At 43.7% G+C, this 24101-nt stretch carries 19 protein-coding genes; 5 read left to right on the forward strand and 14 right to left on the reverse strand.

Going from position 1 to position 24101, the window contains the following annotated elements:
- Window positions 1-52: 52 nt before the first annotated feature.
- From T426_RS0103985 to T426_RS0104005, 5 genes are all read right to left on the reverse strand, one after another.
- Window positions 53-1276, reverse strand: coding sequence for an ammonium transporter (locus T426_RS0103985; protein ID WP_025864207.1), 1224 nt, complete (start codon window positions 1274-1276; stop codon window positions 53-55).
- Between the two features lie 34 nt (window positions 1277-1310).
- Window positions 1311-2129 (reverse strand): hypothetical protein, encoded by an 819-nt coding sequence (locus tag T426_RS0103990; RefSeq protein ID WP_025864208.1) that lies wholly within the window; start codon window positions 2127-2129, stop codon window positions 1311-1313.
- A 282-nt stretch (window positions 2130-2411) separates the two neighbouring features.
- Window positions 2412-3068 carry a response regulator gene (locus tag T426_RS0103995; protein WP_025864209.1) on the reverse strand — a complete coding sequence of 219 codons (657 nt, stop codon included), beginning with the start codon at window positions 3066-3068 and terminating at the stop codon, window positions 2412-2414.
- Window positions 3065-4816 carry a histidine kinase gene (locus T426_RS0104000; RefSeq protein WP_025864210.1) on the reverse strand — a complete coding sequence of 584 codons (1752 nt, stop codon included), beginning with the start codon at window positions 4814-4816 and terminating at the stop codon, window positions 3065-3067. Before T426_RS0104000 ends, T426_RS0103995 begins: the two co-directional genes overlap by 4 nt.
- 184 nt (window positions 4817-5000) lie before the next feature.
- Window positions 5001-5960, reverse strand: a complete 960-nt coding sequence (locus T426_RS0104005; protein WP_025864211.1) for an integron integrase — start codon at window positions 5958-5960, stop codon at window positions 5001-5003.
- A gap of 492 nt (window positions 5961-6452) precedes the next feature.
- Here T426_RS0104005 and T426_RS0104010 point away from each other — a divergent pair, with 492 nt between their 5' ends.
- Window positions 6453-6734, forward strand: a complete 282-nt coding sequence (locus tag T426_RS0104010) for a hypothetical protein (RefSeq protein ID WP_234406641.1) — start codon at window positions 6453-6455, stop codon at window positions 6732-6734.
- Between the two features lie 68 nt (window positions 6735-6802).
- Window positions 6803-7570: a hypothetical protein gene (locus T426_RS0104015; protein ID WP_025864213.1), complete on the forward strand. Its 768-nt coding sequence runs from the start codon at window positions 6803-6805 to the stop codon at window positions 7568-7570.
- An 84-nt stretch (window positions 7571-7654) separates the two neighbouring features.
- Here T426_RS0104015 and T426_RS0104020 read toward each other — a convergent pair whose 3' ends face one another.
- The 7 genes from T426_RS0104020 to T426_RS0104050 all read right to left on the reverse strand — a co-directional run bounded on the left by T426_RS0104020 (window position 7655) and on the right by T426_RS0104050 (window position 13651).
- A complete protein-coding gene (locus tag T426_RS0104020; protein WP_027585315.1) occupies window positions 7655-8371 on the reverse strand; it encodes a dienelactone hydrolase family protein in 717 nt (238 codons plus the stop codon).
- A gap of 170 nt (window positions 8372-8541) precedes the next feature.
- Window positions 8542-9441 carry a hypothetical protein gene (locus tag T426_RS0104025; protein ID WP_025864215.1) on the reverse strand — a complete coding sequence of 300 codons (900 nt, stop codon included), beginning with the start codon at window positions 9439-9441 and terminating at the stop codon, window positions 8542-8544.
- A 143-nt stretch (window positions 9442-9584) separates the two neighbouring features.
- Window positions 9585-10172 (reverse strand): class I SAM-dependent methyltransferase, encoded by a 588-nt coding sequence (locus T426_RS0104030; protein WP_025864216.1) that lies wholly within the window; start codon window positions 10170-10172, stop codon window positions 9585-9587.
- Between the two features lie 361 nt (window positions 10173-10533).
- Window positions 10534-10929: an HU family DNA-binding protein gene (locus T426_RS0104035; RefSeq protein WP_051538763.1), complete on the reverse strand. Its 396-nt coding sequence runs from the start codon at window positions 10927-10929 to the stop codon at window positions 10534-10536.
- Window positions 10930-11091: 162 nt separating this feature from the next.
- Window positions 11092-11412 (reverse strand): hypothetical protein, encoded by a 321-nt coding sequence (locus tag T426_RS0104040; RefSeq protein WP_148303726.1) that lies wholly within the window; start codon window positions 11410-11412, stop codon window positions 11092-11094.
- A 252-nt stretch (window positions 11413-11664) separates the two neighbouring features.
- Window positions 11665-12975: an MFS transporter gene (locus T426_RS0104045; RefSeq protein ID WP_051568933.1), complete on the reverse strand. Its 1311-nt coding sequence runs from the start codon at window positions 12973-12975 to the stop codon at window positions 11665-11667.
- A gap of 58 nt (window positions 12976-13033) precedes the next feature.
- On the reverse strand, window positions 13034-13651 hold the full coding sequence (locus T426_RS0104050; RefSeq protein ID WP_025864219.1) for a Vat family streptogramin A O-acetyltransferase: 618 nt from the start codon (window positions 13649-13651) through the stop codon (window positions 13034-13036).
- Window positions 13652-14084: 433 nt separating this feature from the next.
- On the opposite strand from T426_RS0104050, the gene treF reads away from it, so the two are divergent.
- Together treF and T426_RS0104060 are read left to right on the forward strand one after the other, a co-directional pair.
- Entirely contained in the window at window positions 14085-15719 is a 1635-nt protein-coding gene (gene treF, locus T426_RS0104055) for an alpha,alpha-trehalase TreF (RefSeq protein ID WP_025864220.1), read from the forward strand.
- A 140-nt stretch (window positions 15720-15859) separates the two neighbouring features.
- The gene (locus T426_RS0104060) at window positions 15860-19801 is read left to right on the forward strand and encodes a PAS domain S-box protein (RefSeq protein ID WP_025864221.1); all 3942 of its coding nucleotides are present in this window, start codon (window positions 15860-15862) and stop codon (window positions 19799-19801) included.
- 107 nt (window positions 19802-19908) lie between these two features.
- Here T426_RS0104060 and T426_RS22675 read toward each other — a convergent pair whose 3' ends face one another.
- Together T426_RS22675 and T426_RS0104070 are read right to left on the reverse strand one after the other, a co-directional pair.
- A complete protein-coding gene (locus T426_RS22675; protein ID WP_025864222.1) occupies window positions 19909-20979 on the reverse strand; it encodes a glycosyltransferase family protein in 1071 nt (356 codons plus the stop codon).
- Window positions 20976-21827 (reverse strand): UDP-2,3-diacylglucosamine diphosphatase, encoded by an 852-nt coding sequence (locus tag T426_RS0104070; protein WP_025864223.1) that lies wholly within the window; start codon window positions 21825-21827, stop codon window positions 20976-20978. The genes T426_RS22675 and T426_RS0104070 overlap by 4 nt, the downstream gene beginning before the upstream one ends.
- Before the next feature lie 346 nt (window positions 21828-22173).
- Between T426_RS0104070 and T426_RS0104075 the strand changes: the two genes are divergently transcribed.
- On the forward strand, window positions 22174-23628 hold the full coding sequence (locus tag T426_RS0104075) for an SDR family oxidoreductase (RefSeq protein WP_025864224.1): 1455 nt from the start codon (window positions 22174-22176) through the stop codon (window positions 23626-23628).
- The last annotated feature ends 473 nt before the right edge of the window (window positions 23629-24101 follow it).

Below are 24101 nucleotides of genomic sequence, written 5' to 3' on the forward strand. Positions count from 1 at the left end.
TGCCTCTACTCAGAGACAACCCCCTTTTAATCTAAGTCTGACTATATGTTAATTACAATGCACCTTCGTCATAAGCTCTTTCTCCGTGCAGTGATTCATCGAGTCCCAGGTCTTCCATTTCCTCACTCACTTTTACCTTGGTGAACAGATTGATAACGGCAAGCATTAAATAGGTAAAGACAAATGCATATACAGCTCCAATCAAAACAGCTACCACTTCTTTCATAAAGAAACCACCGTTTCCTTCAATCAATCCGGATTGTCCGTTTACCGCAGCGGATGCGAAAATTCCAAGGCTGATGGTTCCGATAACACCACCCATTCCATGAACTCCCCAAACGTCCAATGCGTCGTCCCAGCCCCACTTGTTTTTCAGCTGAACTGCAACATAACATAGTGATCCGGCAGCAATGCCAATAACGATGGCAGCCCAAAGCGGAACGAAACCAGCTGCCGGTGTAATGGTTGCCATACCGGCAACTGCTCCGGTGAGCAAGCCGACGAACTTCGGTTTTCCTTCGCGTACCCATTCGATAATTAACCAGGTAATGGTAGCAAACGAAGCGGCTACGTCGGTATTGAGAAATGCCAATGTGGTAACGGCATTCACTTTCAGTTCGCTTCCTGCATTAAAACCGTACCAGCCAAACCAAAGCAAACCGGTGCCGATAGCAACGAGCGGAATGCTGTTAGGCTTAGAAGCTTTATCGCGGCGTTTCCCGACATAGAATACCGAAGCCAACGCGGCAAATCCAGCTGTTGCATGAACCACAACTCCACCGGCGAAATCGAGAACACCCCATTGAGCCAGAATTCCTCCACCCCAAATCATGTGTACGAATGGGTAGTAAACGAATAGTTGCCAGAGTACGAGGAAAACCAGATAAGCCTTAAAGGTAACCCGGTTGACAAAAGCTCCGGTGATAAGGGCCGGGGTAATAATCGCGAACATCATCTGGTAAGCAATGAAAATATAGACAGGGTATTGCTCCCCGGCCCCACCGAAGCTTTCAGTAAATGGAATACCCTTAAGGAAAGCATGTGACAAGTCACCGATGATGCCGCCTTCTCCACCACTAAAACAAAGTGAATATCCCACCGAAATCCACATGATGGTGGTAATTCCTAATGATACAAAGGTTTGCATCATAATGCCCAGAATATTTCTTTTCCCGGCTAACCCACCATAGAAGAAGGCGAGTCCTGGTGTCATGAGCATCACCAAGCTGGTGCTGAGAATCATAAAGGCTGTTGTGCCAGTGTCGAACGTAGCCATATGAATTACGTTTTAAAGTGTTTATTGGTTTGTTTTAAAGAGAAAATCCAAATACGAAGAATACTTTTTGCGTCTGCGGATTAGTTATTATTGAGGCAGAAAGTGGCAAAAAGAATTTTTCTGTAACCGGAAGACTTTCGGTGGCCGTAATACCCAGATTGACAATTCCTGGACCGGTTCCGTAATAACCTAATTCGCCTAAATAGCCCGTGAGGTTATCGGCTTTATTAACCTGGTTGAGTGTGCCGCCCACAAACGCATTACATGAGATATCATTCACATTGAATGAGTAGCCCAACTCGAAGTAATTGGAATACTTGATACCATCCCTGGAGTTGAAACCGGGACTTGACGGATCGTCATTTACTTTAGTGGCATCCGCTCCGTAGAAGTTGACAGCAACGAGAAGTGTCAACGGCACCTTATCAGTTCCGTTAAATGCCAGCGAGGCTTCGAGTACATGGCCCGTTATATCTTTATTCCAGTTGAAGTATTGGTAATCGGCTGACTCCTCAGGGAAATAATAATCGCAGATACCCGCAGTTAATGCATCGTTCAGAAAGGTATAATTGAGCGATAAATCGAATTCCTGACCGGTATTGGAACCGCTTAAAGAATAAGCTCCCCATGCACCCAATGTCAGGTTTCCGTAACCAACGGACACCGAAGGTTGCAAACTGGGTGAATTTCCGCCAAACTGCGAGCCGCGCCAAATGTAACGACTCATAACATCGGCACCCATCTCGAAAGAAACTTTGGTTGCCTTTTGAGTGGCATCCTTGGCCCAGAGCTGATTTCCGAAGAAAAGGATAATAATAAGCAGAATAGAAGCGAAGAGTTTCTTTTGATTCATTCCCGTTAGGTTTTAATTGCAAAAGCGTTGATTAAAACTATCAGGGAATGTCCGGTCAATAAATACGGAGTTATACGGAAATTATCTGTACGGGAAACGGGAATATTTCTACGTAATTTCCGTAGGTGTCGAAAATTGAGGTAATGATTTTCACTGAATTCAAAAGTTGGAATATCAAATAGAAAGTTAATCCTGCAAAGAGGATGAACTATTCACAAACTGTTTTAAAACACGCAGATTATTTACTCCGGACGTCAATAGAGGGAAAAGCAGATTTCTGTCTTACAGTTGAATAATTTCATTTTTGATGGCGTATTTCACCAGCTCGACTGTTGATTTCATTTCCAGTTTGGACAGAATGTTGCTTTTGTGTGTATCGACGGTTCGGATGCTAATGCACAACTCTTCAGCTATTTCCTTGTTCATCATTCCTTCGGAAACGCATTTGATGATTTCCAGCTCCCTGGGAGTTAGCTGGTGATGCTGTTCAGTCTTCTTTGCGTCTGATTTTGTTTGTTTCAGATAACCCTTGGCAATGGTTTGGGAAACATCGTTGGTGAAATATTCGTCACCGGCATTCAATGTGCGAATAGCTTTCAACAGTTCATCACAGCCTACATCTTTGGGCAGGTATCCCGAAGCACCGGCTTTGATGGCGTTCATAACGAATTCCTCATTGGTATGCATCGACAACATCAGCACCCGAACATATGGATACTTGGCCGTTAACACACGGGTCGCCTCAATTCCTGAAAGGTCAGGCATCGTAATGTCGGTGATGATGACGTTGGGAATGGTATGATGAAGCAACTTGATGAGTTCCTCTCCGGTGGATGCTTCCCCGATAATCTGGATATCGGGTTCTTCGCTGAGCAACGACTTAATGCCGTCACGAAACATCTGATGATCGTCTGCTAAAATGACCTGAATCTTTTTCATAATAAACTACTTGGAACTGTAACTATAATACGGCAACCTTTTCCTTCTTCGTTTTTACCCATCGTTAATTTGCCCCCAATGAGACTGGCTCGCTCTTTCATGTTGGGTATTCCGTTTCCCCAATGAATATTTTCGTCCAATCCCTTCCCGTCATCTGATATTTCGAGCACGAGTTCGTACTCGGTTTCCTGAAAATGAACTTCAATGTGGGTTGCTCCGGCATATTTAATGGCGTTGTTGAGGGCTTCCTGAGCAATCCGGTAGAGATAGGTGTCGGCTCTTTGGTTGTATTTCTCTTTGGTATTTTCTCTACGGAAGGTTACTTCTGCCGGTGTGTTTTTATCGATTTCCGATACCAGATTTCGGAGTGCTGTGATTAATCCGAATTCATTTAAAACGGCCGGCATAAGGTCATTAGAGATGTTTCTCACTTCCTGAATGGTGGATGAGAACAGCGTCTGGGTTTCCTGAATAATGTCACGCGACTTCATGAAGTTGGTGTGCAAGGCTCTTTCCAGTTTCATCTTGATGGCCAGCATCATCTGCCCCAAACTGTCGTGTAATTCGCGGGAAAGCCTTTGCCGTTCCATTTCCTGCCCGTCAATCATCGATGACAAACGCAACATCCTTTCTGTTTCGAGCCTCTCTGTCTGCTCCTTTAGTTGCATAGTCATTTGGTTGAAAGATGTAATCAACGCCCCAATTTCATCTTCACGCGCCTCCTGAATGGTTTCGCCGAAAATTCCCTGCGAAACCTTTTCGGTTTCCAGCTTGAGCTTTTTAATGGGAGCAGCTATCATATTGGCCAACACCGCAACAATACTTACCAGAAAGAGGGCGATCAGTACACTTAGGTAAATGATGTTGTTGCGAATGTTGGTAATCGGAATCATCGCTTCCTGCACATCTATTTCTGCCAGAATGACCCAGTCTAATCCTTCAATATTGACTTTTGAAAAAGAGCTAAAAACAGGAATATTGCGGTAATCCCGGATTTTTTTCGTACCGGTTTTGTTTCGGAAGGCTTCCTCTACACCCACCGTTTTAACCGATATATTATAAGGAGCATCTTTCTTAAAACGGGAATTGCTCCGCATCAGATAATCTTTCCCAACTAGGTATGTTTCACCCGTTTTTCCCAATCCATTGTACGGATTGTTCTCGAACATGATGTTGTTAATTGAGGCAGCACTGACTTCGAGTAAGAGAATGCCAGGTTGGTGGTTTATCTGGTAAGGCGTACAAACCAGTACGGATGAAAAATGATGGTTTAACCCGGGGTGAAGCTCGGTGATAAATGGTGTGGTTTGGTTTTTATGAATCTTAAAGAAATGAATCAATGCCTGGTTGGGAGTCGATTGCGATTCAATGGGATGTTGAGAGTCTTTGGAATAATCTAATGTAATCAGACTCGAATCGGAGTTCATCAGCATCAGGTGAGTGTAACTCTTGCTTGCCTGCAAGTAGCCATTCAGATATTTAAGAAAATTTTTGTCCTTTGTGATTGAGGAACTTTGATTCTCGGTAGAGAATAAACCGGCAATGGACGAGATATCGTTGATACGTTGATTGAAGAAACCTTTGAGCCGGTTCTGTTTTTCGGTACGAAGCGAGATCAATTGTTCAAAGGTACGGTCGATTAGCGCCTTTCGGGCTTTGTCGTAGGAGTATAAACCAACGATTGCTGTAGAGATTAAACTGAGCAGCAGAAAGTAAACAATGAGTTTTTTAGCAATCGACTTTTTCATCCAAATAAATAAGGACAATATTAGTTGTTTGCGGATGAATAATTGCCTAAAAATGAATGCTTTTAGACATGAGAAGCTTTGTGGAAGAATGATTTATGTCAGGTTAGATTTTGAACTGACAGACTTACAGTAGATTTGAAATCTGAGGTGAGATGAAAAGATTTTTTATTCAGATGAGAGTGACTCACAAATCCAGCGGACTTCGGACAGTGAACTTATTTTTATTCAATACCTGCCGGTATATCATTGTATTCCGAATGTCCTTGTGTCCAAGTAGTTTTTGAACTGTTTCGATGCAATAGCCGTCTTCCAGCAGATGCGTGGCAAAACTGTGACGGAAGGTATAACACGAAACATGCTTGGTAATTCGGGTGTGACGAACGGCTTCTTTAACTGCTTTCTGCAGATAGCTTTCGTTTAGGTGATGTTGGCGTAGTTTATCAGTTCCGTTTTCAGCAGTTGGTTTCCCGGATGGGAAAAGATATTGCCAATCCCATTCCATGGCATATTCCGGATGGGCTTCTTCGATATGGTCCGGAAGGGTAGCACCCGTGAAATCAGGTATCAACCTATTTTCTTCGAATTGAATACTTATTTTTTGAATTTGTCTGGACAATCGTGGAACGATCCGGTTGGGTAACAACGTCTTTCGTTCGGTTTCATCGTTGTCATTCCGGATGGTAATCTCTTCTTTTTCAATATGAATGTCACGAATACGTAAACTCAGGCATTCGTTTAGTTTGAGGCCACTACCATAAATTAAGGATGTCATGAGTTGATATTCACCCTGGAGATTGTCAAGAATTTCCTGCACTTCTTCACGACTTAGCACCACCGGTAGCCGTTTCCTGATTTTTGCATGTTTAAAGTTCAGGCTGGAAAGTGGAGTGTTCAATACTTTGTCGTATAGAAAAACAAGTGCATTCATTGCCTGGTTGCGGGTCGAAGGCGACACATGGCGTTTTTCTGTCAGGTAGTTGAGGTATTCAGTTACCTCGCTATCGCCCATTTCCTTCGGGTGTCGCTTGTTATTAAAGATAATAAACCGGTAAATCCAACCTACATAACTTTTCTCAGTACTGTTGCTAAAACGGTTGGCCTGGATGACATCCCTGATTTCATTAAAAAGAATGGTTTGTTCCATTTTGGGATAATCATTTAATGCATATTACTACAAATCTAAGCTATTATCTCTCAAAAAGCTATGTTCTGACGGTATATCTCGTACTATGCTTTTTGTATATCCTGTTGATGCCCTGTGTAATGTGTTGTAAATTTAGTGATGCGGTCGTGAAAGATAATAAACCGAAGCAAAGAGGTAGTTTTTATGAGCTTCGCCTGCTCAATGTACCAACGACCGTACTTGTTTCTTTTTTATAGCGTGACAAACTAAAAAATCGTCGAACTCTCCCCAAGATGCATCCACTTCATCTCGTCCTTGTTGTGGCAAAACATTGTGAAAAATCTTCCTACCGGGAAATATGAAACGGTAAGGAGATGTTGACAACAAAGACATTTATTCCAACAGATGTTGATGCGATTGCATACGATACCGCAATTAGTAAAAAGCTACATCTGGTATGATAATCACTAAAAGGAAGGAGTTTGGATCATGCGTATGTTAATGATTGTCCGGATGCCGCACAAGAATTTTAATGCGTCAGTTGGCGACGGAAGTGTGGAAAAGAAAATGAAAAGCATTTTGGAAGCGACGAAACCCGAAGCTGTTTATTTCACTGAATTGGAAGGCCTGCGGGCCGCTGTTATTCTGGTTAACCTGGAAAAACCATCTATGATTCCATCGTTGTCAGAACCCTGGTTCCTGGCATTTGAAGCCAATGTAGAGTTTCATGTGGTAATGGGACCTGATGAACTGGGACAAGCCGGATTGGATAAACTGGGTGCCCGCTGGGCTTAGAGGTCTAACCAACATTATTCCGGAATATAAAAAATTCAATTTGAATAAATTAACTTAAAAAAAGTACTATGAAAAAGAGAACACTGCTAATTGGTTTGATGGTCGTTTTTATGTTCGGCCTTACTGGAAATGACTTGTTTGCTCAGTCGAAGAATTTGGCTAAGGTATATTTCATAAAAGTAAAGAATGGTGAGAGTGGGGCATTTCAAACTGCCTTGAAGCAACATGCTCAATGGAGGATGGAAAATGGTGATCCCTGGAGCTGGAATGTTTATGAGGTGGTAAATGGTAAAAACATGGGAGATTTCATCATCCGTTCGGGCGGACATAGCTGGGCTGATTTTGACAGTTATCAGGATTTTAATGCAAAAGGCTCAGCTGAGTTTGGAAAGAATGTGAGCCCGTACATAGCCAAAATTACGAGCACGATATCAGCCAACGACACAACGCTTGTGAACTGGTATCCCAATAATAATGATGTGAATCTTGTTCAGGTATATATGTACAAACTAAAGCCAGGGCATGGAGCGGATTTCTATAAGGCCATCAGTGAATACGGTAAAGCCATAAAGAAGGAGAACCGGAAGGATTACTATGGAGTAATCTGGACTGTTAACGGAGGAGCTTCGGAGCTAATTGCTGAACTGGTTTTTCCCTATAAAAACTGGGCAGAAATGGAAGGCCCCAAAGAAAAGTGGAGAGATTTTACCAAACGTGTTTTGGGAGAGGAAAAGGCAAAAAAGGTGAGTGAGGAATTCATGAATAGTTATTCAGATGTTCATGGATTTATTGTGCATCGTCGAAAAGATTTATCGGTTACCAAGAAGGGTATGTAAGCACAAAAGACTTCAAACCTCAGATGTGTAGTTGAATCGTTGAATTCAGGGCAGTACATTTTACGTACTGTCCTGTTTTCTTTTTCAGGCAAAAACTTCCTCAAAAAAGTCGCTCATGCCTTTCCATGCACGATTGCTCGATGCGGGCTGATAAAAGACTCCTCTTTCGGGGGCGTTGGCTTTCGGATTGGTGAACGCATGTCCGGTATGACCAAAGGCGTGCATCTGCCAGTCGGCTTTTCTTTCGGTCATTTCATGGGCGAACTCCACAAACATTTCGGGTTTAGCCATCGGATCGTCCCAGCCATGCATAACCAGAATAGAAGCTTTTATTGACTTCTCTTCCGGAAGACCGGGTTTATCGAACATCCCGTGAAAACTAACAACGCCTCGCACATCGGCGCCTGAGCGGGCCAAGTCGAGCACGCATTTTCCACCAAAGCAAAAGCCGATGGCTCCTGTTTTCGATGCGTCAACTTCCGGATGTTTTCGAAGAGTATCCAGTGATAGTTCCATGCGTTTCAGCAACAAGGCGCGGTCGTTGTTGAATTCGGACATTAGCTTCGCAGCTTCTTCCAGATTGGAAGCCCGGCGCCCTTTCCCGTAAATGTCGATGGCCATTCCTACATAACCGAGTTTTGCCAACTCGACCGATTTACCGGTTTCAAAATCTGACTGGCCACCAAAGGCGTGAGCAATAAGAATGCCCGGTTTTTTCCCGTTAAGGGAATCGTCCCAACTAATTTTGCCTTCAAAAGTTTGTTCTGAATCAGTGTAAGTGATGGTTTCCGTACGTATCATATAACTTCGTTTTATCAGGAGTAATCTTTCCTCATAACGAACAGTTGGTACGCAGAGTTTCGGAGAGGGGGTTAAAGAGTAATAAAAAAAGACCAGCGAATTTAATATTCACTGGCCTTTGTCCCTAGATAGAGGGTATAGTTGATAGTTAGGCAATTGGTTCTTACCCGTTATTTCGTCAATTGCTCCAGCATATCTTTAATGTTGCCGGGTGTCGACATGATTTTGGTAAAGGTTCCCATGGTCAGGTCAGGGAACGCGATGGCAATGCGGTACCGGCCGTGTAGCATCAGTACTTTGTTGCCGTCCACGAGCACTTCGTAAGGCAGAAAGGCGGTATGCTTCGGTTGGCTAATGTCGATCGTCGGAAGGAAATCGCTTTCGCCGTCTTCTCCCGAAAGGGCAAAGCCATACAGGGTCAAATCCTTGCCGGGAATCGTCACTTTGTATACCTCTTTTACATTCGGTACGCCCTTGTTAACCGACGAATTGACTTTATTCAAAGCCGTCTGATAGTTGTCAAATTCACCCAGTTCCACGGTATCGTCGAAACGAGGCATGCCCATCATGTAATGGTATTTGCGCAGGTTTTTTATCGCCAGGCCCTTTTCTGAGCCAAACGGTTTTCCCACGAAGGTGCCGGTGGCTTTCATGGCATTTTCCAGGTGAGCCGTCAGGGCTGCGTAATCGGAAGCTACTTTGTCGTAATCATCGCGAAAATAGGCGTTTCCCCAATACACGGGATTGGTGTAAGTAACCAGCGTTTTTCCGTCCTCTTTTGTAATGGCTACGCGCAGGGTGGAGGCAAAGCCGGTGAGGCCGCCAACGGTTTCCACCGCTTTTTGCAATTCGGGCGAGGTAACCACTATCAACCATCGGTTGGCATCGGCGGCAGGTTCGTATTGTCCCACGATTTGAATGCCGTTTTCTTCCAGGTTCGAAGCAACTTTTCCTTTGAGGTCAGCTACGCTTTCAGTCGACTCCACCCCGAGGATGTAGGGTTTCAGGTTTTGGGCCACCGCCCATTGAAAAGACAAAAAGGTTAGCAGGATGATTCCCGTAATTCTCATGATTGGTTTGATTTAAAGGTTATGATTTTAGTTATCCATGTAAAAATATATTTAACCTTTTAAATAGTTATGTGATTTCATCATTACCCGCATGTGTTTGATAGCATGTGGGGACGTGATAAAGGCGGGAGCGGAAAGTAATGTCAGGCTTTCCGGAAGTTGGCAGTGTAATTCCGTTCGTTACCGTGAATTTTGTCCAACTTGAATCCGGCATTTTCACAAAGCTCCTTGATTTCGGCGGTGCTCATTTTGTCCGGGTCGCCAGCTAATTCTGAAATGGAGAGGATGCCTCCCTTTTTCAGTATCCGGAGGAATTCTTTCTGGTAAGCTTCCTTGTTTTGCACTTCTCCGATAACGGTTACCAGGAATATGCGGTCGAAATGGTTATCGGGAAAGGGGAACGTATGACCGTCGCACAACGAATACGATACGTTGGTGAGGCCGCGTTTGTCGACGCGCTTTTTAGCGTAATCGAGCATCTCCTGCTGAATGTCCGCCAGTACCAGTTGGCCCTGAGGAATGGCTTTCGCCACTTTCACACTAAAATAGCCCGGTCCGGGACCGACTTCCAGTACTTTGGACGATTCATTCAGTTCGAGTCGTTTGATGAGCTGCCTGGGCGAGAGAAACATATTCCGCAAGGGAATGAGCAGGGTAAACGCCATCTCGTGTGGAAACACGCCTTTACCGGCCAATCTGCTGCTGATATCTTTTTTCTCTTTCTTGCTCATGAGCTGAATGTTCCGAAAATTCCGGGCCGAAAGGTACAAAATTTTGTTTGCAACATGTTAGCGTTGCTTCCAACACGTCTTGATGTTTTGGAAAAATCTCAAGGTATTATTTTAGAATGTCCTTATGAAATTTAAAAACATCAAGACTTTATTTTTAAACGTCTTGACATTTAAGGGGAAACATCAAGACATTTTGGTAAAAACATCAAGAGATTTTATAATAATGTCTTGAGAAAAATAAAAAAGGTCTAGACTTTTTCTTAAAAGATAAAGACAAAATAAAAAAAGCTCAGGACCTTTTTGTTGTATGGTTCTGAGCTTTTAGATAAAACTAATATTCAGCTATCTGAAATAGCAGACTTTATTCTGTTCCATCGTGTATCTTAACGTATTCGGCTCCTCCCAGTTCTTTTTTGAACAGTTTACCGGGGCGGAAGATTACCTTGGAGCCATCTATTAAGCTGGCATTGAATTCTTCTTCGGTGTCGGCGGGCTGGCTTTTTGCCGAAAGTCCCATGGTGCCGAAGTCACCCAGGTCGACTGTATAGCCGTCGGTTAGGGTGGTGGGAACAATTTGCAGGAAACCTTCGATAACCGATAATACATCCATTTCGTTGAGGGAAGAGCGGTCGGCAATTTCTTTAGCTATAAAGCGATGATTTCTGCGTCCTTTGCTGTTGATCGACGCATAATACTTGGGATTGGCGGCAACATCGCGCGGATTTTTCCGTGGTATCACCTTGTAATTGATACTCATTCGGTTAAAAATTAAAGTTAGTAAAATAGGATTCTATCCTGGTAATTGTCTCTTAAAGTTAGCATAATAACTATTTAGAGTCAATTTAAATTTTTAACGGTATGGATATTATGATTGGAGAAGAATGTAGAGGTTTTATTGTTCTTATCGTGTTTTAATCTTTCAAGGTGCTATTCTGCTATATCTGATGGGTGACTGGCTCGGAGCAGCGCTGCCTGTTCCAAGGCCAAAGGTATTATTATCAATAAACTCAGCCTTGTAATCCTGAGTCGTATCTAATCCATAAAGTGAAAACAATTGACTGGCAATTTTCTTTTCGGTAAGAACAAACTCAAAATTAGATGAACGACCGATGCCGGTTACCCATGTATCTCCTACACTGACAAACAGGTCGACATATTTGTTGTCATTCAGTTCCACTACTTTGCCCACAAAATTACCATTCTTATCCTCAGTGATTTTAATTTTAATTCCGTCGAACATAGTTCTTCCCTGAAGTTTCCATGTTCCCTTGAAATTATCGATTGGGGTTTTATGAAGAAGATTTGAATTGCAACCGAAAAATAAGAAGCTAATAAAAATAATAGCGATAGCCTTTAAGACCAACGGTTGGGATTTGTGATTGGGCATGTCTTGCATAATATAGAGGATGAAAATCTAATTTTGTTTCCCAATTTATAAAAATTTATGTTTGGTTGCAGAAGTCTGAAGAATAGTGAAAGATATTTACCGTAATTATGGTTGTGTAGAGCTTTTGTTCGGGCGAATGCCCATTTCCCGGTATACCGGAAGAATGGTTTCCTGGATTTTGGGAAGCTGGCGGGCAAACAGAAGGGCTCCTGCCACAACCGCAGCACCGCCAATGGCTAAGGTCAGTGGGGCGCCCACTACTTTGGCTACGGCTCCGGCAAACAGACTGCCGAATGGAGCGGTTCCCATAAAAGCCATGGCATAAAAGCTCATTACGCGGCCTCGTTTGCTGTCATCAACAACGGTTTGAATGATGGTATTGCTGGAAGCCATCGTGAGCATCATCCCGAGGCCAGTCAAAACCATGAGTATCATCGACAGCCAGAATAGGCGCGACTGTGAAAAGGCAATGAGTCCCAGCCCAAACACAGCAGCCGCTGCAGGAATGAGACGTTCCAATCCGTCCACGCTTTTGCGTGAAGCCAGGTACATGGCTCCGGTAATGGCGCCCAGTCCGGTAGCTCCCATCAGAAATCCGAAGGTATGCGAATCGCCGTGAAGCACTTCCTTGGCGAAAACCGGCATCAGCACATTGTAGGGCATGCCCATCAGGCTGACGAGCGCCAGCAACAGAATGATGGATTTGATGGGAGCAAAGCCGAAGGTGTAATGAAAACCCTCCTTCAATTCTTGCATAACGCGGGTTGATTTCTTCGCGATAACGCGCGGGGTTACTTTCATGCCTATCAGCGATGCGATGACGACGAGGTAACTCAGCCCGTTGATAAGGAAGCAGACGCCTTCGCCGGTAGTGGCAATCAATACTCCGGCAACGGAAGGACCGATCAGGCGGGCACCGTTCACCATGGAGGAGTTTAGGGCGATGGCGTTGCCCAAATCCTTTTTCTTCTCGACCATTTCGATGACAAACGATTGCCGGGCCGGCACATCGAACGCGTTAATGAGGCCGAGCATAACGCTCAATGCCAGTATGTGCCATACCTCGATGATGCCGAGAAAGTAGAGCAGCGCCAGGGTGAGTGCCTGGAGCATAGCCAGCACTTGAGTCGCAATGAGAATATGGTATCGGTTCCGGCGGTCGGTGATGACACCTGCGTAAGACGCCAACAGAAAGGTGGGAATCTGGCCCGCAAAACCGACAACTCCCAACAACACGACCGAGCCGGTTAAGTGGTAAACCAGCCAGGGCATGGCAATCCGTTGAATCCAGGTGCCGGTGAGCGAAATGCTTTGTCCGCCAAAAAAGAGCCGGTAATTCCGGTATTGCAGCGAACGAAAAGTATTTTTTAGTCCGTTGAGAGGTCTCGAGAGATAATTGTTTCCGGGTGTATGCATAATTCTTTTCGAACCCCAAAATTAACAAATCCGCACCATGTTGTTCGGAAAAATCAGGTTAATCCTCGTCTGTTTTTTGGGTTAAGAAGGCAAGGTTGTCAGTGATTTTGTCCAGCTCCCAGTTCCACCACTGCATTTCCAGTAATTCCTTAATTTTCTTTTCCGAAAATCGCTTTCGCAGGACTTCGGCCGGATTTCCGCCGACAATGGAATAGGGGGCCACGTCTTTGGTGACGGTTGAATTGGTGGCAATGATGGCGCCGTCGCCAATATGTACTCCCGGCATGATAGTGGCGTTGGAACCAATCCAAACATCATTGTCGATAACTGTATCGCCTTTGTATGGTAATTCTCCTGGTTGTGGCGTTGCTTTCTCCCATCCGTTTCCGAAAATGTAAAACGGGTAGGCGGTAATCCCATCCATCGGGTGGTTGGCTCCGTTCATAATGAAGGTCACTCCCGAAGCAATCATGCAAAACTTCCCGATAATCAGTTTATCGCCGATAAAATCGAAATGGTATTTCACATTCTTCTCGAAGTTGTGTACATCTTCAAAATCATCGTAATAGGTGTAGTCGCCCACAATAATGTTGGGGCGGGTAACGATGTTCTTCAGGAAGCAAAGACGATTGTAGCCTTCCAGTGGGAATTTGGCATCTTTTGAGGGACCGGGCATATGTAATTTTAAGTTGTTAAGCTGCGAGCAACTGTGTCAAAAACAATAGATACTGGTAAATGTTCTCTTTGTGGAAAAGGTGTTGGCTGACTAGCTGTAAAACATATTATTTTTTATTTAGATATTATATTTCATAACAAGCAATACTAGAGTGATTTATCCGGATTGATGAGACCGTTTCTTTTGGTGAACTGCAATAAACCTTCCGTATTTCCCGTTTTAACTGTTTTTTTTGGTTAAGAAATCTTATTTTTGGTTCGGTAAGTTTTCGGTAGAATGTATTTTGTAGGAGCAAACAAAGTTTTGCTGGAAACTTTGGATTAAGGAAAATAAGTAAACCTAACCATTAAAATGTCTTTTTACCATTTAATTGGTATCCTTTCCTGACGAAATGGTCTAGGTATTAGGCAATTTAGGAGTAAATATTGAACATATGAAGAATTATTTTGCTTTCCGGCAGGCAATCCACCGTCCGTTTTTCTGGCTGTTTCTAACCTTATTGGTTGCGTTTTCAACCAGTTGTCAGAAACAAGCCACCGAACCCGTAGATGTTGGCACTCCCGAGGCCCTTTACGGCCAGTTGTTCTACGATGTACAAAAGACAGATATCTTCCCCGATAGCAAGACGTTTGTCGATTGCGTTCCCAAGGAATCTCCGGCCAAAATTCGTGAAGCATACGAAGGTATTGCAGGAAAGGATGATACTAAGGTGTTGAAGCAGTTTGTAGAGAAGCACTTTATTATTCCAGCCTATCATCCTATGAGTAATCCGGATACGTTAGCTATCCAAAAACATATCCGGCACTTGTGGTCGGTTTTGTTGCGGCAACCCGATGTTGCTCATTCAGGAACACTTATACCTTTGCCTAATAAGTATGTAATCCCCGGAGGACGTTTCCGTGAAGTTTATTACTGGGATAGCTATTTTACGATGTTGGGATTGGCTACCGACGGAGAGATAGATGTAATCAATTCGATGATTGATAACTTTGCCTATATTATCGATACCATTGGATTTATTCCCAACGGAAACCGGACCTATTACCTGACACGTTCACAACCACCTTTCTTTGCGTTAATGGTCAGTTTACTTGCCCGACTGAAGAAAGATGATTCCGTTTATGTACACTATTTACCCCAAATGGTTGAGGAATATCATTTTTGGATGCATGGCGCAGATAAAGTCAGTGCTGATAAAACAGCGTGCGGGCATGTTGTTCGAATGGAAGACGGTACTTTATTGAACCGTTATTATGACAAAGGGGATTTTCCGCGTTCGGAGGCTTACAGCGAAGATGTTCATACGGTTAGACAGGCACTGGCTCTCAATCCGTCGTTGGATACGTTGAAGATGTATCGTGATCTCCGTTCGGCTGCCGAGTCGGGATGGGATTTTTCCAGCCGTTGGCTGAAGGAATCACCGGACGGAAGTTTTCCTTTATATACCATGCACACGACGGATATTGTTCCGGTCGACCTGAATGCATTGATGTTCAATATGGAAAAAACCATTGCTCATGCATACAAGGTAAAGGGCGATTCGGTTTCGTCAGCCCGGTTTGAGCAAAAAGCGCAAAAAAGGCTGGAAGCATTGAACCGCTATTGCTGGAATAGTGAGAAAGGCTATTATTTCGACTACGATTATACCACGGGAAAACAGACAAGTATTGTTTCGCTCGCTGCTGTTTATCCGCTATTCTTTCATATGGCTTCCGCGAAACAAGCTTCCGAAGTGATGAAAGTGGTAGAGGACGAACTCCTGAAGACCGGAGGGGTAGTCACGACTCCTTATGCTACCGGACAACAATGGGACTCGCCTAATGGGTGGGCACCACTGCAGTGGATTTCGATTCAGGGACTTCGCAATTATGGTTACGATGCGCTGGCGAACGAAATCAAACAGCGTTGGATGAAAGTGAATGAGGAAGTATACCGGAAGTATCACCGAATGGAAGAAAAGTACAATGTGGTGAATCCCGAAGTTCCCGGCGGTGGTGGCGAATATCCTAATCAGGATGGGTTTGGCTGGACAAATGGAGTATACCAGCGGTTGGCTGCAGAGAAGTAGTTATATGGTATACCTTCCCTGGCTATTTTATCCGATTATCTGTTCTGATATTTAGTGTCGAAAAAATGTTTTTTTTTCGACAACATAAAGATTTTAATTAACTTACCAATCTTTAACCTGCTAACCTGGACGCTTGTTTCATGATGAAGAATTTAACCCCGGAAGCCAGCCTGACGCAAAGTGATAACGATATTGCTGAAAAAGCCTTTGACAATTTTCTGGCAATTATTTCGAGAGACGGTTCCTTCTCGATGTCTTTGTTGTCTTTGCTTCAGGATTTAGCGAAAGCCCGGGCCATCTCGGTTTTGTCTCGTGTCAACGGGAAGGATTTTGATATTGTTTTTTCCAACCTCTCAGTAATTGCGGCAGGTAAGGATTTCTCCGATTTATCCCCTATCATACATCGATGGAGCAACCTTCGTCAACCCCACATAATTTGCTCAGACGACGTGGTTTTGGTTGAAGAGTTGTTGTCCGAAAATACAATTCCCGTTTTCAGTCTTCCGCTTTTGGTTGGAGGCAGGTTAACTGGACTGATCCTGTTCTGGGGTATTCCGGAAGATGCAGATATTGATGATGACTCCTTTCAGCAACTGGCCCGGATGGCTCCGGTGTTGGCTTTATTGGTTGAGCAAGGTGTCGGGAAAATATCCGGGGAGATAACTGCAAATCAGATTTTGGAAGAATCTTCTCCGCTGCCAGATATCTCCTTACAAGATAATCTTCGATTGTACTCATCAATCCTGGGAAATGTTCCCGGCCTAATCTATCGCTGCAAAAACGATCGCGACTGGACAATGGAATTTGTCAGTCAGGGATGCCTCAGCCTGACAGGATATCAACCGGACGAGATGATTGGAAGCAAGGCAATATCGTATGGAGAGTTAGTTCTCGAAGAACATCGGGAATCATTGTGGGAACAATGGCAGAAAGTTTTAGAGAATGGAGATGTTTTTCAGGGAGAATATCAGATTCGTTCTGCAGACGGGAAAATAAAATGGGTGTGGGAGCAGGGAAGTGGCATATACAATGGCGATGGTGAATTGATTGCACTGGAAGGCATCGTCATGGATATTACCGGGAAAAAGGAGACTGAAAATGAATTGAAAGCGAGCCGGGAGTATAATCGGACTCTGTTTAACCTGGCGTCGATTGGATTGGTATTGACGACGCTGGACGGAAAATTGGTTGATATGAATCCCGCCATGCTCGGTATTATCGGATATACAAGGGAAGAAGCGCTGAGATTGGCTTATCGGGATTTAATACCATCGGTGTACCGTGAGCAGGAAGAGGAGCAGCTGAATAGTTTACTAAACCAGGGACATTTTGGCCTATGTGAAAAGGAATATATCCATAAGGACGGGCATTTGATACCGGTTCGGTTGAAAGGGCAGATTCTGGTAGAGAAGGGGGTGAAATATATATGGGCAAGTGTAGAAGATATTTCTGAGCAAAAACAAGCTGAAAAAGCGCTGAAAGAGAGCGAATCATTGCTGAAAGAGGCGCAGCGCGTTGGACGAATGGGACATTATGTTCTTGATATGGCTTCAGGAACGTGGACCAGTTCTGAAACGTTGGATCGATTGTTTGGTATTGAATCAACGGAAATGAAGACCGTGGAGTCGTGGCTGGGATTTATTCTTCCGGAATACCGTAAAAGCATCGAAAATTATTTCCTGAATGAGGTTATAGGAGAAGGCAAACCTTTTGACAGAGTTTATCCTGTTCGTCGAAAAAATGATCAGGAGGTTCGTTGGTTGCACGGAATAGGTGTGTTGGAGTTTAATGATGCCGGCCAACCGGTAAAGATGTTTGGCGTCATTCAGGATATCACTGAGGATAAGAGAGCCGAAGAGGCCTTAGTGGAAAGTAAGCAGAAGTACAAATACCTGTTTCACAACAATCCGCATCCCATGTGGATTTATGATCTGGAAACGTATCAATTTATCGAAGTAAATAATGCTGCAGTAAAACATTACGGATACTCAAGAGCTGAGTTTCTGTCGATGACCATTAAAGATATTCGCCCGGAGGAAGATGTTGCGCAATTGATGATAGATTTGGGAAGACATGAAGATGACTTTGATTGGGCAGGAGAGTGGCGGCATAAAAAGAAAAATGGTGAGATCATCAGTGTCGCAGTCAGTTCCCATCGTTTAACCTTTAACGATCGTCCTGCCCGACTGGTATTGACAACCGATGTTACCGAACGAAATAAAGCCCTGAAAGCTTTGCATGATAGTGAGGAGCGTTACCGGACACTGTTCAGTAATAACCATGCAACCATGTTCCTGATTGATAAAAACACCGGAAACATTATCGATGCAAATCAGGCGGCTGTGGATTTTTATGGTTGGACGTACGAAGAGCTCACATCCATGAATATCGCGGATATTAACACGCTTCCGTCAAATGAAATTAGAGATAAGCTGCAGAACGTCGATTATTCAACACATAATCACTACGAATTTAAGCACCGGAAAGCCGATTATTCTACCTGTAGTGTAGAAGTATTCAGCGGCCCAATAGTTCTTCGTGGTATACCGATGGTTCATGCCATTGTGCATGATGTTACTCCACGAAAAAAGGCTGAGGAAATGCTGTTGACCCTAAGTGTCGCGGTAGAGCAGAGTCCGGCATCTTTTATCATTACCGGAGCCGATGGATTGATACAGTATGTTAATCCGCGTTTTTCTTCCTTGACCGGCTATTCATTGGAAGATGTGAAAGGCCGTAGCCCGAGAATTATGAACCCTGGGCACCTTCCTGAAGAAGATTTTAATACGATGCTGGCAGCCCTGCGACAAGGGAAAGAGTGGAAAGGCGAATTTCTGAATAGAAAAAAGGACGGTAAGTATTACTGGGAAAATGTTACTGTATCACCCATTGTTAATAATGTCGGTGAAATCACGCAGTACATTGTTATCATGGAAGATGTGACTGACAAGAAGCGGGCTGAAAATGAACTGAAGAAAAGTGAGGCATCGCTGAGGGAAGCGCAGGAAATTGCCCGGATGGGGGACTGGGAGTATGATTTGGTCAATGAAACCATGCATTCTTCAGATAATTGCAACAAGATATTCGGTCTGCAACCGGCAAAGGGAATGCGATCTTATAATGACTTTCTGGAGCGTTTGATACCCGACGATCAATATCTGATTCAGAAATTATTCGATCGACTCTCGGTCGAGAAACAGATGCTTGAGGATGAGATACGTATTGTTCTTCCCGATGGACAGCAACGATGGTTAAATAACCGCATTGTTCCGATTTTTGAAAACGGTGTGCTCATCAGGCTTAAGGGGGTGATAATGGATGTTACCGAATATAAGCAAATGGAAAAAGCCCTGGTGAAAGCGAAGGAGCAGGCGGAAGAAGGTGATAAGCTGAAGTCTGCTTTTTTGGCAAATATCAGTCATGAGATCAGAACGCCAATGAATGCTATCGTTGGTTTTACCAATTTGCTGGAAGAACACATCGCATCGGATGAGCGTGAGCAGTTTATTCGTATCATCAATTCAAATGCTGACCATCTGTTGAATATTATCGACGATGTGATGGCAGTTTCCCGCTTAGATACTGAGTCGATTCCGCTTAAAGAAATGGATTTCAGTCCATTGGAGTTGATGGAGGATTTGCATCTCTCGTTTCGGCGGGAAGTGCGTAACAAGCCGATTGCCCTGACTAAGAGTCTTCCGGCAGGAGCCGAACACGACAAGCTGAAGGCTGATCGGGAGAAAATTCGCCAGGTTATGTCCAGTTTCCTTTCCAATGCAATAAAATATACCCATGAAGGAATCATCGAAATCGGCTATTCAATTGCTTCCAATCAGGTGCGCTTTTTTGTTCGGGATACAGGAATGGGAATTCGGAAGGAAGAGCAGAAAAAAATATTCGAACGCTTTTACCGGACCGTGAGTGTTCAGAAACAAGCCATTGGTGGAACCGGTTTAGGACTCAGTATTGCTGAAAGTCTGGTACATCTGATGGGGGGAGAGATAGGTGTTGAATCGAATCCCGAAAAAGGCTCTGTTTTTTACTTCACAATTCCTTTGTCAGGAAAGCCAGGATACATATAGTGAAAAGAGCCCGGAGGGAGATTCCGGGCAGCTTTTGTACGGGAAATGGATTACTGTTATTTGATAAATAGGGAGGGACTGTGTGTGTATTATTGCGACTCAGTCGGTTAGTCAGCTAATTCATATTCGGGTACATTGGTGTGTTGATATTTCGTTGTAGATACTTCTCTATTATAAAACTTTATAAGCCATTCGATGTGTTCTTCAAATATCTTTTTAACAATACTCCGTGTTTGATCGGGATAGAATACCGGAATGGGCTCGCCATTCGTTAACCAGTCACCAATCTTCGGCAGATTCTTTTCTTTTAGATTTTTGATAACAGGTACACCCATCTGCTTCAGAGCAGCTGCATTACATTGCTGTTCGTACTGGCCTTTCATCGGGACAACCATCAACTTCTTGCCCAAATACAAGGCTTCGGCAGGGGTTTCAAAACCAGCTCCGCAAAGTACACCAGTCGATTCGGACATACTTCTAAGAAATGCCTCATTCGAAATGGGACGAACTGTGATATTTCCCTTCCGGTAAGTTGATTGTGCGTGTTTGGAAAAAATCTCCCAGCGTGTGTCCTGAAAAAATGATAGTTTCTTTATCAACTTTTTATCGTCAAATGCCGGGAGGTACACTGTGTAGTGTCCTTTGTCATCAGGTTCGGTATTCCGGACCTGTTTCCGTATGACCGGCGTGAAAATATGCTCGTCGTAGGGGGCGAAATGAAAACTGATCTGAAAATCGGTAGGAGCATAGTTTTCTAACAGGAAAGTCGCTACCGGATCTTTTTTCGATGGGCGCGGCACTTTTTTGCTTAACAGCGAAGCCTGATGACTGAGTGAAATGCACGGTACGTTTTTCCGACGGCAGGCCCATGCCGAAACCGGTTCGAAATCATTGATGACCAAATCGTAGCTTTCTACCGGAAGAGTCTCAATCTCTTTCAATAGATTGGAAATGTTGGCATCGCGATAAGTGCCCAGCAGGTCAATCCCTCCGTTTTTACCGAAAACAAAACCCAGGCCTTTCTTCCGAAATTTCACCGGATATCCCAGCGCAACTTCCGCCTGCGTTCCGCTTACCAGAATGTCCAGTTGCGCATATTCTTCCAAAATTGGAATAATGTCTCTGGCCCGGCTCAGATGGCCGTTTCCGGTTCCTTGTATGGCATAGAGTACTTTCACGCTTCCGTTTGAAATTCGTTTAACAGAATTTGGAAAAGCTCCTTGGGGTCGAAGTCCACCAGCTGTTCGCGTTCGTTCGGTGTAAAACCATCTTCTTCCACAAAATCGTCGCGAAAGCTGAATATTTTCCATTCACCATTGTTATACTCCAAACTGGTGAGGTTTTCAATCCAATCGCCCGAATTCAGGTATGTAATGTTTCCTTGCGGGAATTCCAGTTCCTTGATTTCCGGGTGGTGAATGTGTCCGCAAACAATATTTTTATAACCTTTCCGGGCACCTAGTGCTGCAGCGGTATCTTCGAAAGAGTTGATGTACTTAACAGCGCCCTTCACTGAGTTTTTTATCTTTTTGGAGAAAGAAACCGGTTCGAAACCCAGTTGACGGTTCAGCCAGTTGATTTTAGTATTCAGCCAAATCAGACTATCGTAGCCAATTGCTCCGAGTTTCGCCAGCCATTTGGAATATTGCATCACCACATCGAATACATCGCCATGGAAAAACCAGCTGCGGTTGCCGTCCAAATCAAGTTCAAGCTGATTCACAATCTTCAGTTTCCCGATTTTTAGTCCGCTGAAACGGCGGAACATTTCGTCGTGGTTGCCGGTAATATAATAAACGGTGGTGTGCTTGGAGGCCATTCCCAGCAGATGCTTAATTACTTTCAGGTGTGATTTTGGGAAATAGCGTTTCCTGAATTGCCAGATGTCGATGATGTCACCATTCAGGATTAAGGTTTTCGGACGAATGCTTTTCAGGTATTTTAGCAATTCGACGGCGTGGCTGCCTGTTGTTCCAAGGTGGATGTCGGATAGAACCACCAGGTCAATTCTTCTTCGTTTAGTCATACGTTTTAATCAAAATTGGCATATGGCAATTAAGTCATGTTCAGTGACTTGCTTGTTAAGCTGAAATGATGGTATGGTGAACAAAACGAAAGGTTATTGTTAGCGGAGTACTATCTGTCATATGATTGTAGCATCGACTTAATTCGTGCATAACAATAGCGCACGGAATACGCTGTTGAAGGGTAATTGTGGCAGGAATTCTGAGGATTTCTTGTAATAGTTAATCCTTCATCATAGATTTTACGTTTATTGTACAGAGCGATGACTTTACCTACTAACGGGATTCTGACTGTAATCTGAAAGCCGTGGTTTCGTATAGCGAGTAATCGTGTAAATTATTATTGATGTGAAGATATTACTTACCGGTGCAACGGGATATATTGGAAAACGGCTTCTTCCGGTTTTATTGGAGCAAGGACACGAAGTGATTTGCTGCGTGCGTGACAAACAACGCTTCTCCACGATTGGTTTACCATCCAGGCAGCTCTCGGTTCTGGAGATTGATTTTTTGAATATTCAGTCGGTTGATCAATTTCCTGCCGGAATTGATGTTGCATACTATCTGATACATTCCATGTCTTCGTCTATCGATTCGTTTGATGTATTGGAAGCTCAAACGGCCATGAACTTTCGGAAGTTTGTGGAGGAAGTTGGTGTTAAGCAGGTAATTTATCTGGGCGGCATCAGTAACGACCAAAAACTTTCGAAACATTTACGTTCGAGGCAGAAAGTTGGCGATATCTTAGCCGGTGGTGAGTATCATACAACCATTTTGCAGGCCGGGATTATTGTCGGTTCCGGGAGTGCCTCGTTTGAGATTATGCGTGATTTGGTAGAAAAGCTCCCTTTTATGCTAACACCCCGCTGGGTACTCACCAAGTCACAGCCCATTGCCATCCGGGATGTTATTTATTACCTGACGCAGGTTCTGTTGGATGAGCGATTTTTCGATCAACGCTTTGATATTGGTGGTCCGGAGATACTTACCTACCGGGAAATGATGCTTGAATTTGCCGGGGTGAGAGGGTTGAAGCGATACATTGTAACGGTTCCGGTTATGACGCCCCGTTTGTCGTCTTACTGGCTCTATTTTGTTACGGCCATATCATACAACCTGGCTGTTAATTTGGTCGACAGCATGAAAGTTGAAGTGGTGTGCAAGGACAATCGTCTTGCCGAAATATTAAAACACCAACCTGTTTCCTTCCGGGACGCAGTGAAATTGGCATACGACCGGATTGAGCAAAATATGGTCATTTCGAGCTGGAAGGATGCCTTTGCAAGCGGGCGACTGGAAGGTAGCCTGTCCCGGCACATCGAGGTACCGCATTTTGGATGTTTTAAAGTAGTAAAGCGCAAGAAAGTGGATGTGTCTGAAAATGCTGTCATGGAAAATATTTGGTCAATCGGTGGAGACCGGGGCTGGTACTATGCGAATTGGCTTTGGCGTCTGCGCGGATTTCTCGATAAATTGGTAGGAGGAGTTGGTTTAAGGAGAGGCCGGCGACTTCCTAATGAAATAAGAACCGGCGATGCATTGGATTTCTGGCGGGTTTTGTATGCTGATAAAGAAGAGAGAAGACTATTGCTTTTCGCTGAAATGAAACTGCCGGGCGAGGCTTGGCTCGAATTTAAATTGGTCCGTGGGAATGAGCATACCTGGTTGTATCAGGTGGCTACTTTTCGTCCGAAGGGAGTGTTTGGACGTTTATACTGGTATTTGAGCCAGCCATTTCACTTCTTTATTTTTCGTGGGATGATTCGTCGAATCGTTCGGTTCCGCCACGATTCAGCAAAATGAAATTTATTAGCATGCTGAATTTTCATCTGAAGTGAAGGCATAAAAAAAGGATAGACGGGCATCTATCCTTTCCAACCTAACTAAACCAATAAAACTAACTAAATCCAAACCTATGAATAAAAAATCTGTTACAAATATATGCTGAAAAACATGTGTTTGTGTTAAGCTACTTTTAAAAATATTTTAAAAAGAACTGAATTGCGATTGAAAAGCACAAATTTCAGTCTCTTCGGATTTCCGTGCCAGGATTGAGTGGAGATAATTTAATGGCGTAAAAAAAAGGATAGATGCCATCTATCCTTTTCCAACCTAACTAAACTAACTAATCCATAAAACGAATTCCAAACTTGTGTTTGAAAATCGCTGCAAATATATGTTGAAAAACATAATTTGTATGTTAAGCGTGCTTTAAAAAATGAAGACGAGGTCAAAATATTTTTCATCGCCATAAGCTTCATTTTTGTTTGTAACTA

The sequence above is a fragment of the Prolixibacter bellariivorans ATCC BAA-1284 genome (assembly GCF_000621705.1).
GTDB classification, from domain to species: domain Bacteria; phylum Bacteroidota; class Bacteroidia; order Bacteroidales; family Prolixibacteraceae; genus Prolixibacter; species Prolixibacter bellariivorans.

Excerpts from the sequence above, each read along its gene's own strand:
- T426_RS0103985 (WP_025864207.1), bottom strand. The coding sequence starts at position 1,276 with ATGGCTACGTTCGACACTGGCACAACAGCCTTTATGATTCTCAGCACC.
- T426_RS0103990 (WP_025864208.1), bottom strand. The coding sequence starts at position 2,129 with ATGAATCAAAAGAAACTCTTCGCTTCTATTCTGCTTATTATTATCCTT.
- T426_RS0103995 (WP_025864209.1), bottom strand. The coding sequence starts at position 3,068 with ATGAAAAAGATTCAGGTCATTTTAGCAGACGATCATCAGATGTTTCGT.
- T426_RS0104000 (WP_025864210.1), bottom strand. The coding sequence starts at position 4,816 with ATGAAAAAGTCGATTGCTAAAAAACTCATTGTTTACTTTCTGCTGCTC.
- T426_RS0104005 (WP_025864211.1), bottom strand. The coding sequence starts at position 5,960 with ATGGAACAAACCATTCTTTTTAATGAAATCAGGGATGTCATCCAGGCC.
- T426_RS0104010 (WP_234406641.1), top strand. The coding sequence starts at position 6,453 with ATGCCGCACAAGAATTTTAATGCGTCAGTTGGCGACGGAAGTGTGGAA.
- T426_RS0104015 (WP_025864213.1), top strand. The coding sequence starts at position 6,803 with ATGAAAAAGAGAACACTGCTAATTGGTTTGATGGTCGTTTTTATGTTC.
- T426_RS0104020 (WP_027585315.1), bottom strand. The coding sequence starts at position 8,371 with ATGATACGTACGGAAACCATCACTTACACTGATTCAGAACAAACTTTT.
- T426_RS0104025 (WP_025864215.1), bottom strand. The coding sequence starts at position 9,441 with ATGAGAATTACGGGAATCATCCTGCTAACCTTTTTGTCTTTTCAATGG.
- T426_RS0104030 (WP_025864216.1), bottom strand. The coding sequence starts at position 10,172 with ATGAGCAAGAAAGAGAAAAAAGATATCAGCAGCAGATTGGCCGGTAAA.
- T426_RS0104035 (WP_051538763.1), bottom strand. The coding sequence starts at position 10,929 with ATGAGTATCAATTACAAGGTGATACCACGGAAAAATCCGCGCGATGTT.
- T426_RS0104040 (WP_148303726.1), bottom strand. The coding sequence starts at position 11,412 with ATGTTCGACGGAATTAAAATTAAAATCACTGAGGATAAGAATGGTAAT.
- T426_RS0104045 (WP_051568933.1), bottom strand. The coding sequence starts at position 12,975 with ATGCATACACCCGGAAACAATTATCTCTCGAGACCTCTCAACGGACTA.
- T426_RS0104050 (WP_025864219.1), bottom strand. The coding sequence starts at position 13,651 with ATGCCCGGTCCCTCAAAAGATGCCAAATTCCCACTGGAAGGCTACAAT.
- treF (WP_025864220.1), top strand. The coding sequence starts at position 14,085 with ATGAAGAATTATTTTGCTTTCCGGCAGGCAATCCACCGTCCGTTTTTC.
- T426_RS0104060 (WP_025864221.1), top strand. The coding sequence starts at position 15,860 with ATGATGAAGAATTTAACCCCGGAAGCCAGCCTGACGCAAAGTGATAAC.
- T426_RS0104070 (WP_025864223.1), bottom strand. The coding sequence starts at position 21,827 with ATGACTAAACGAAGAAGAATTGACCTGGTGGTTCTATCCGACATCCAC.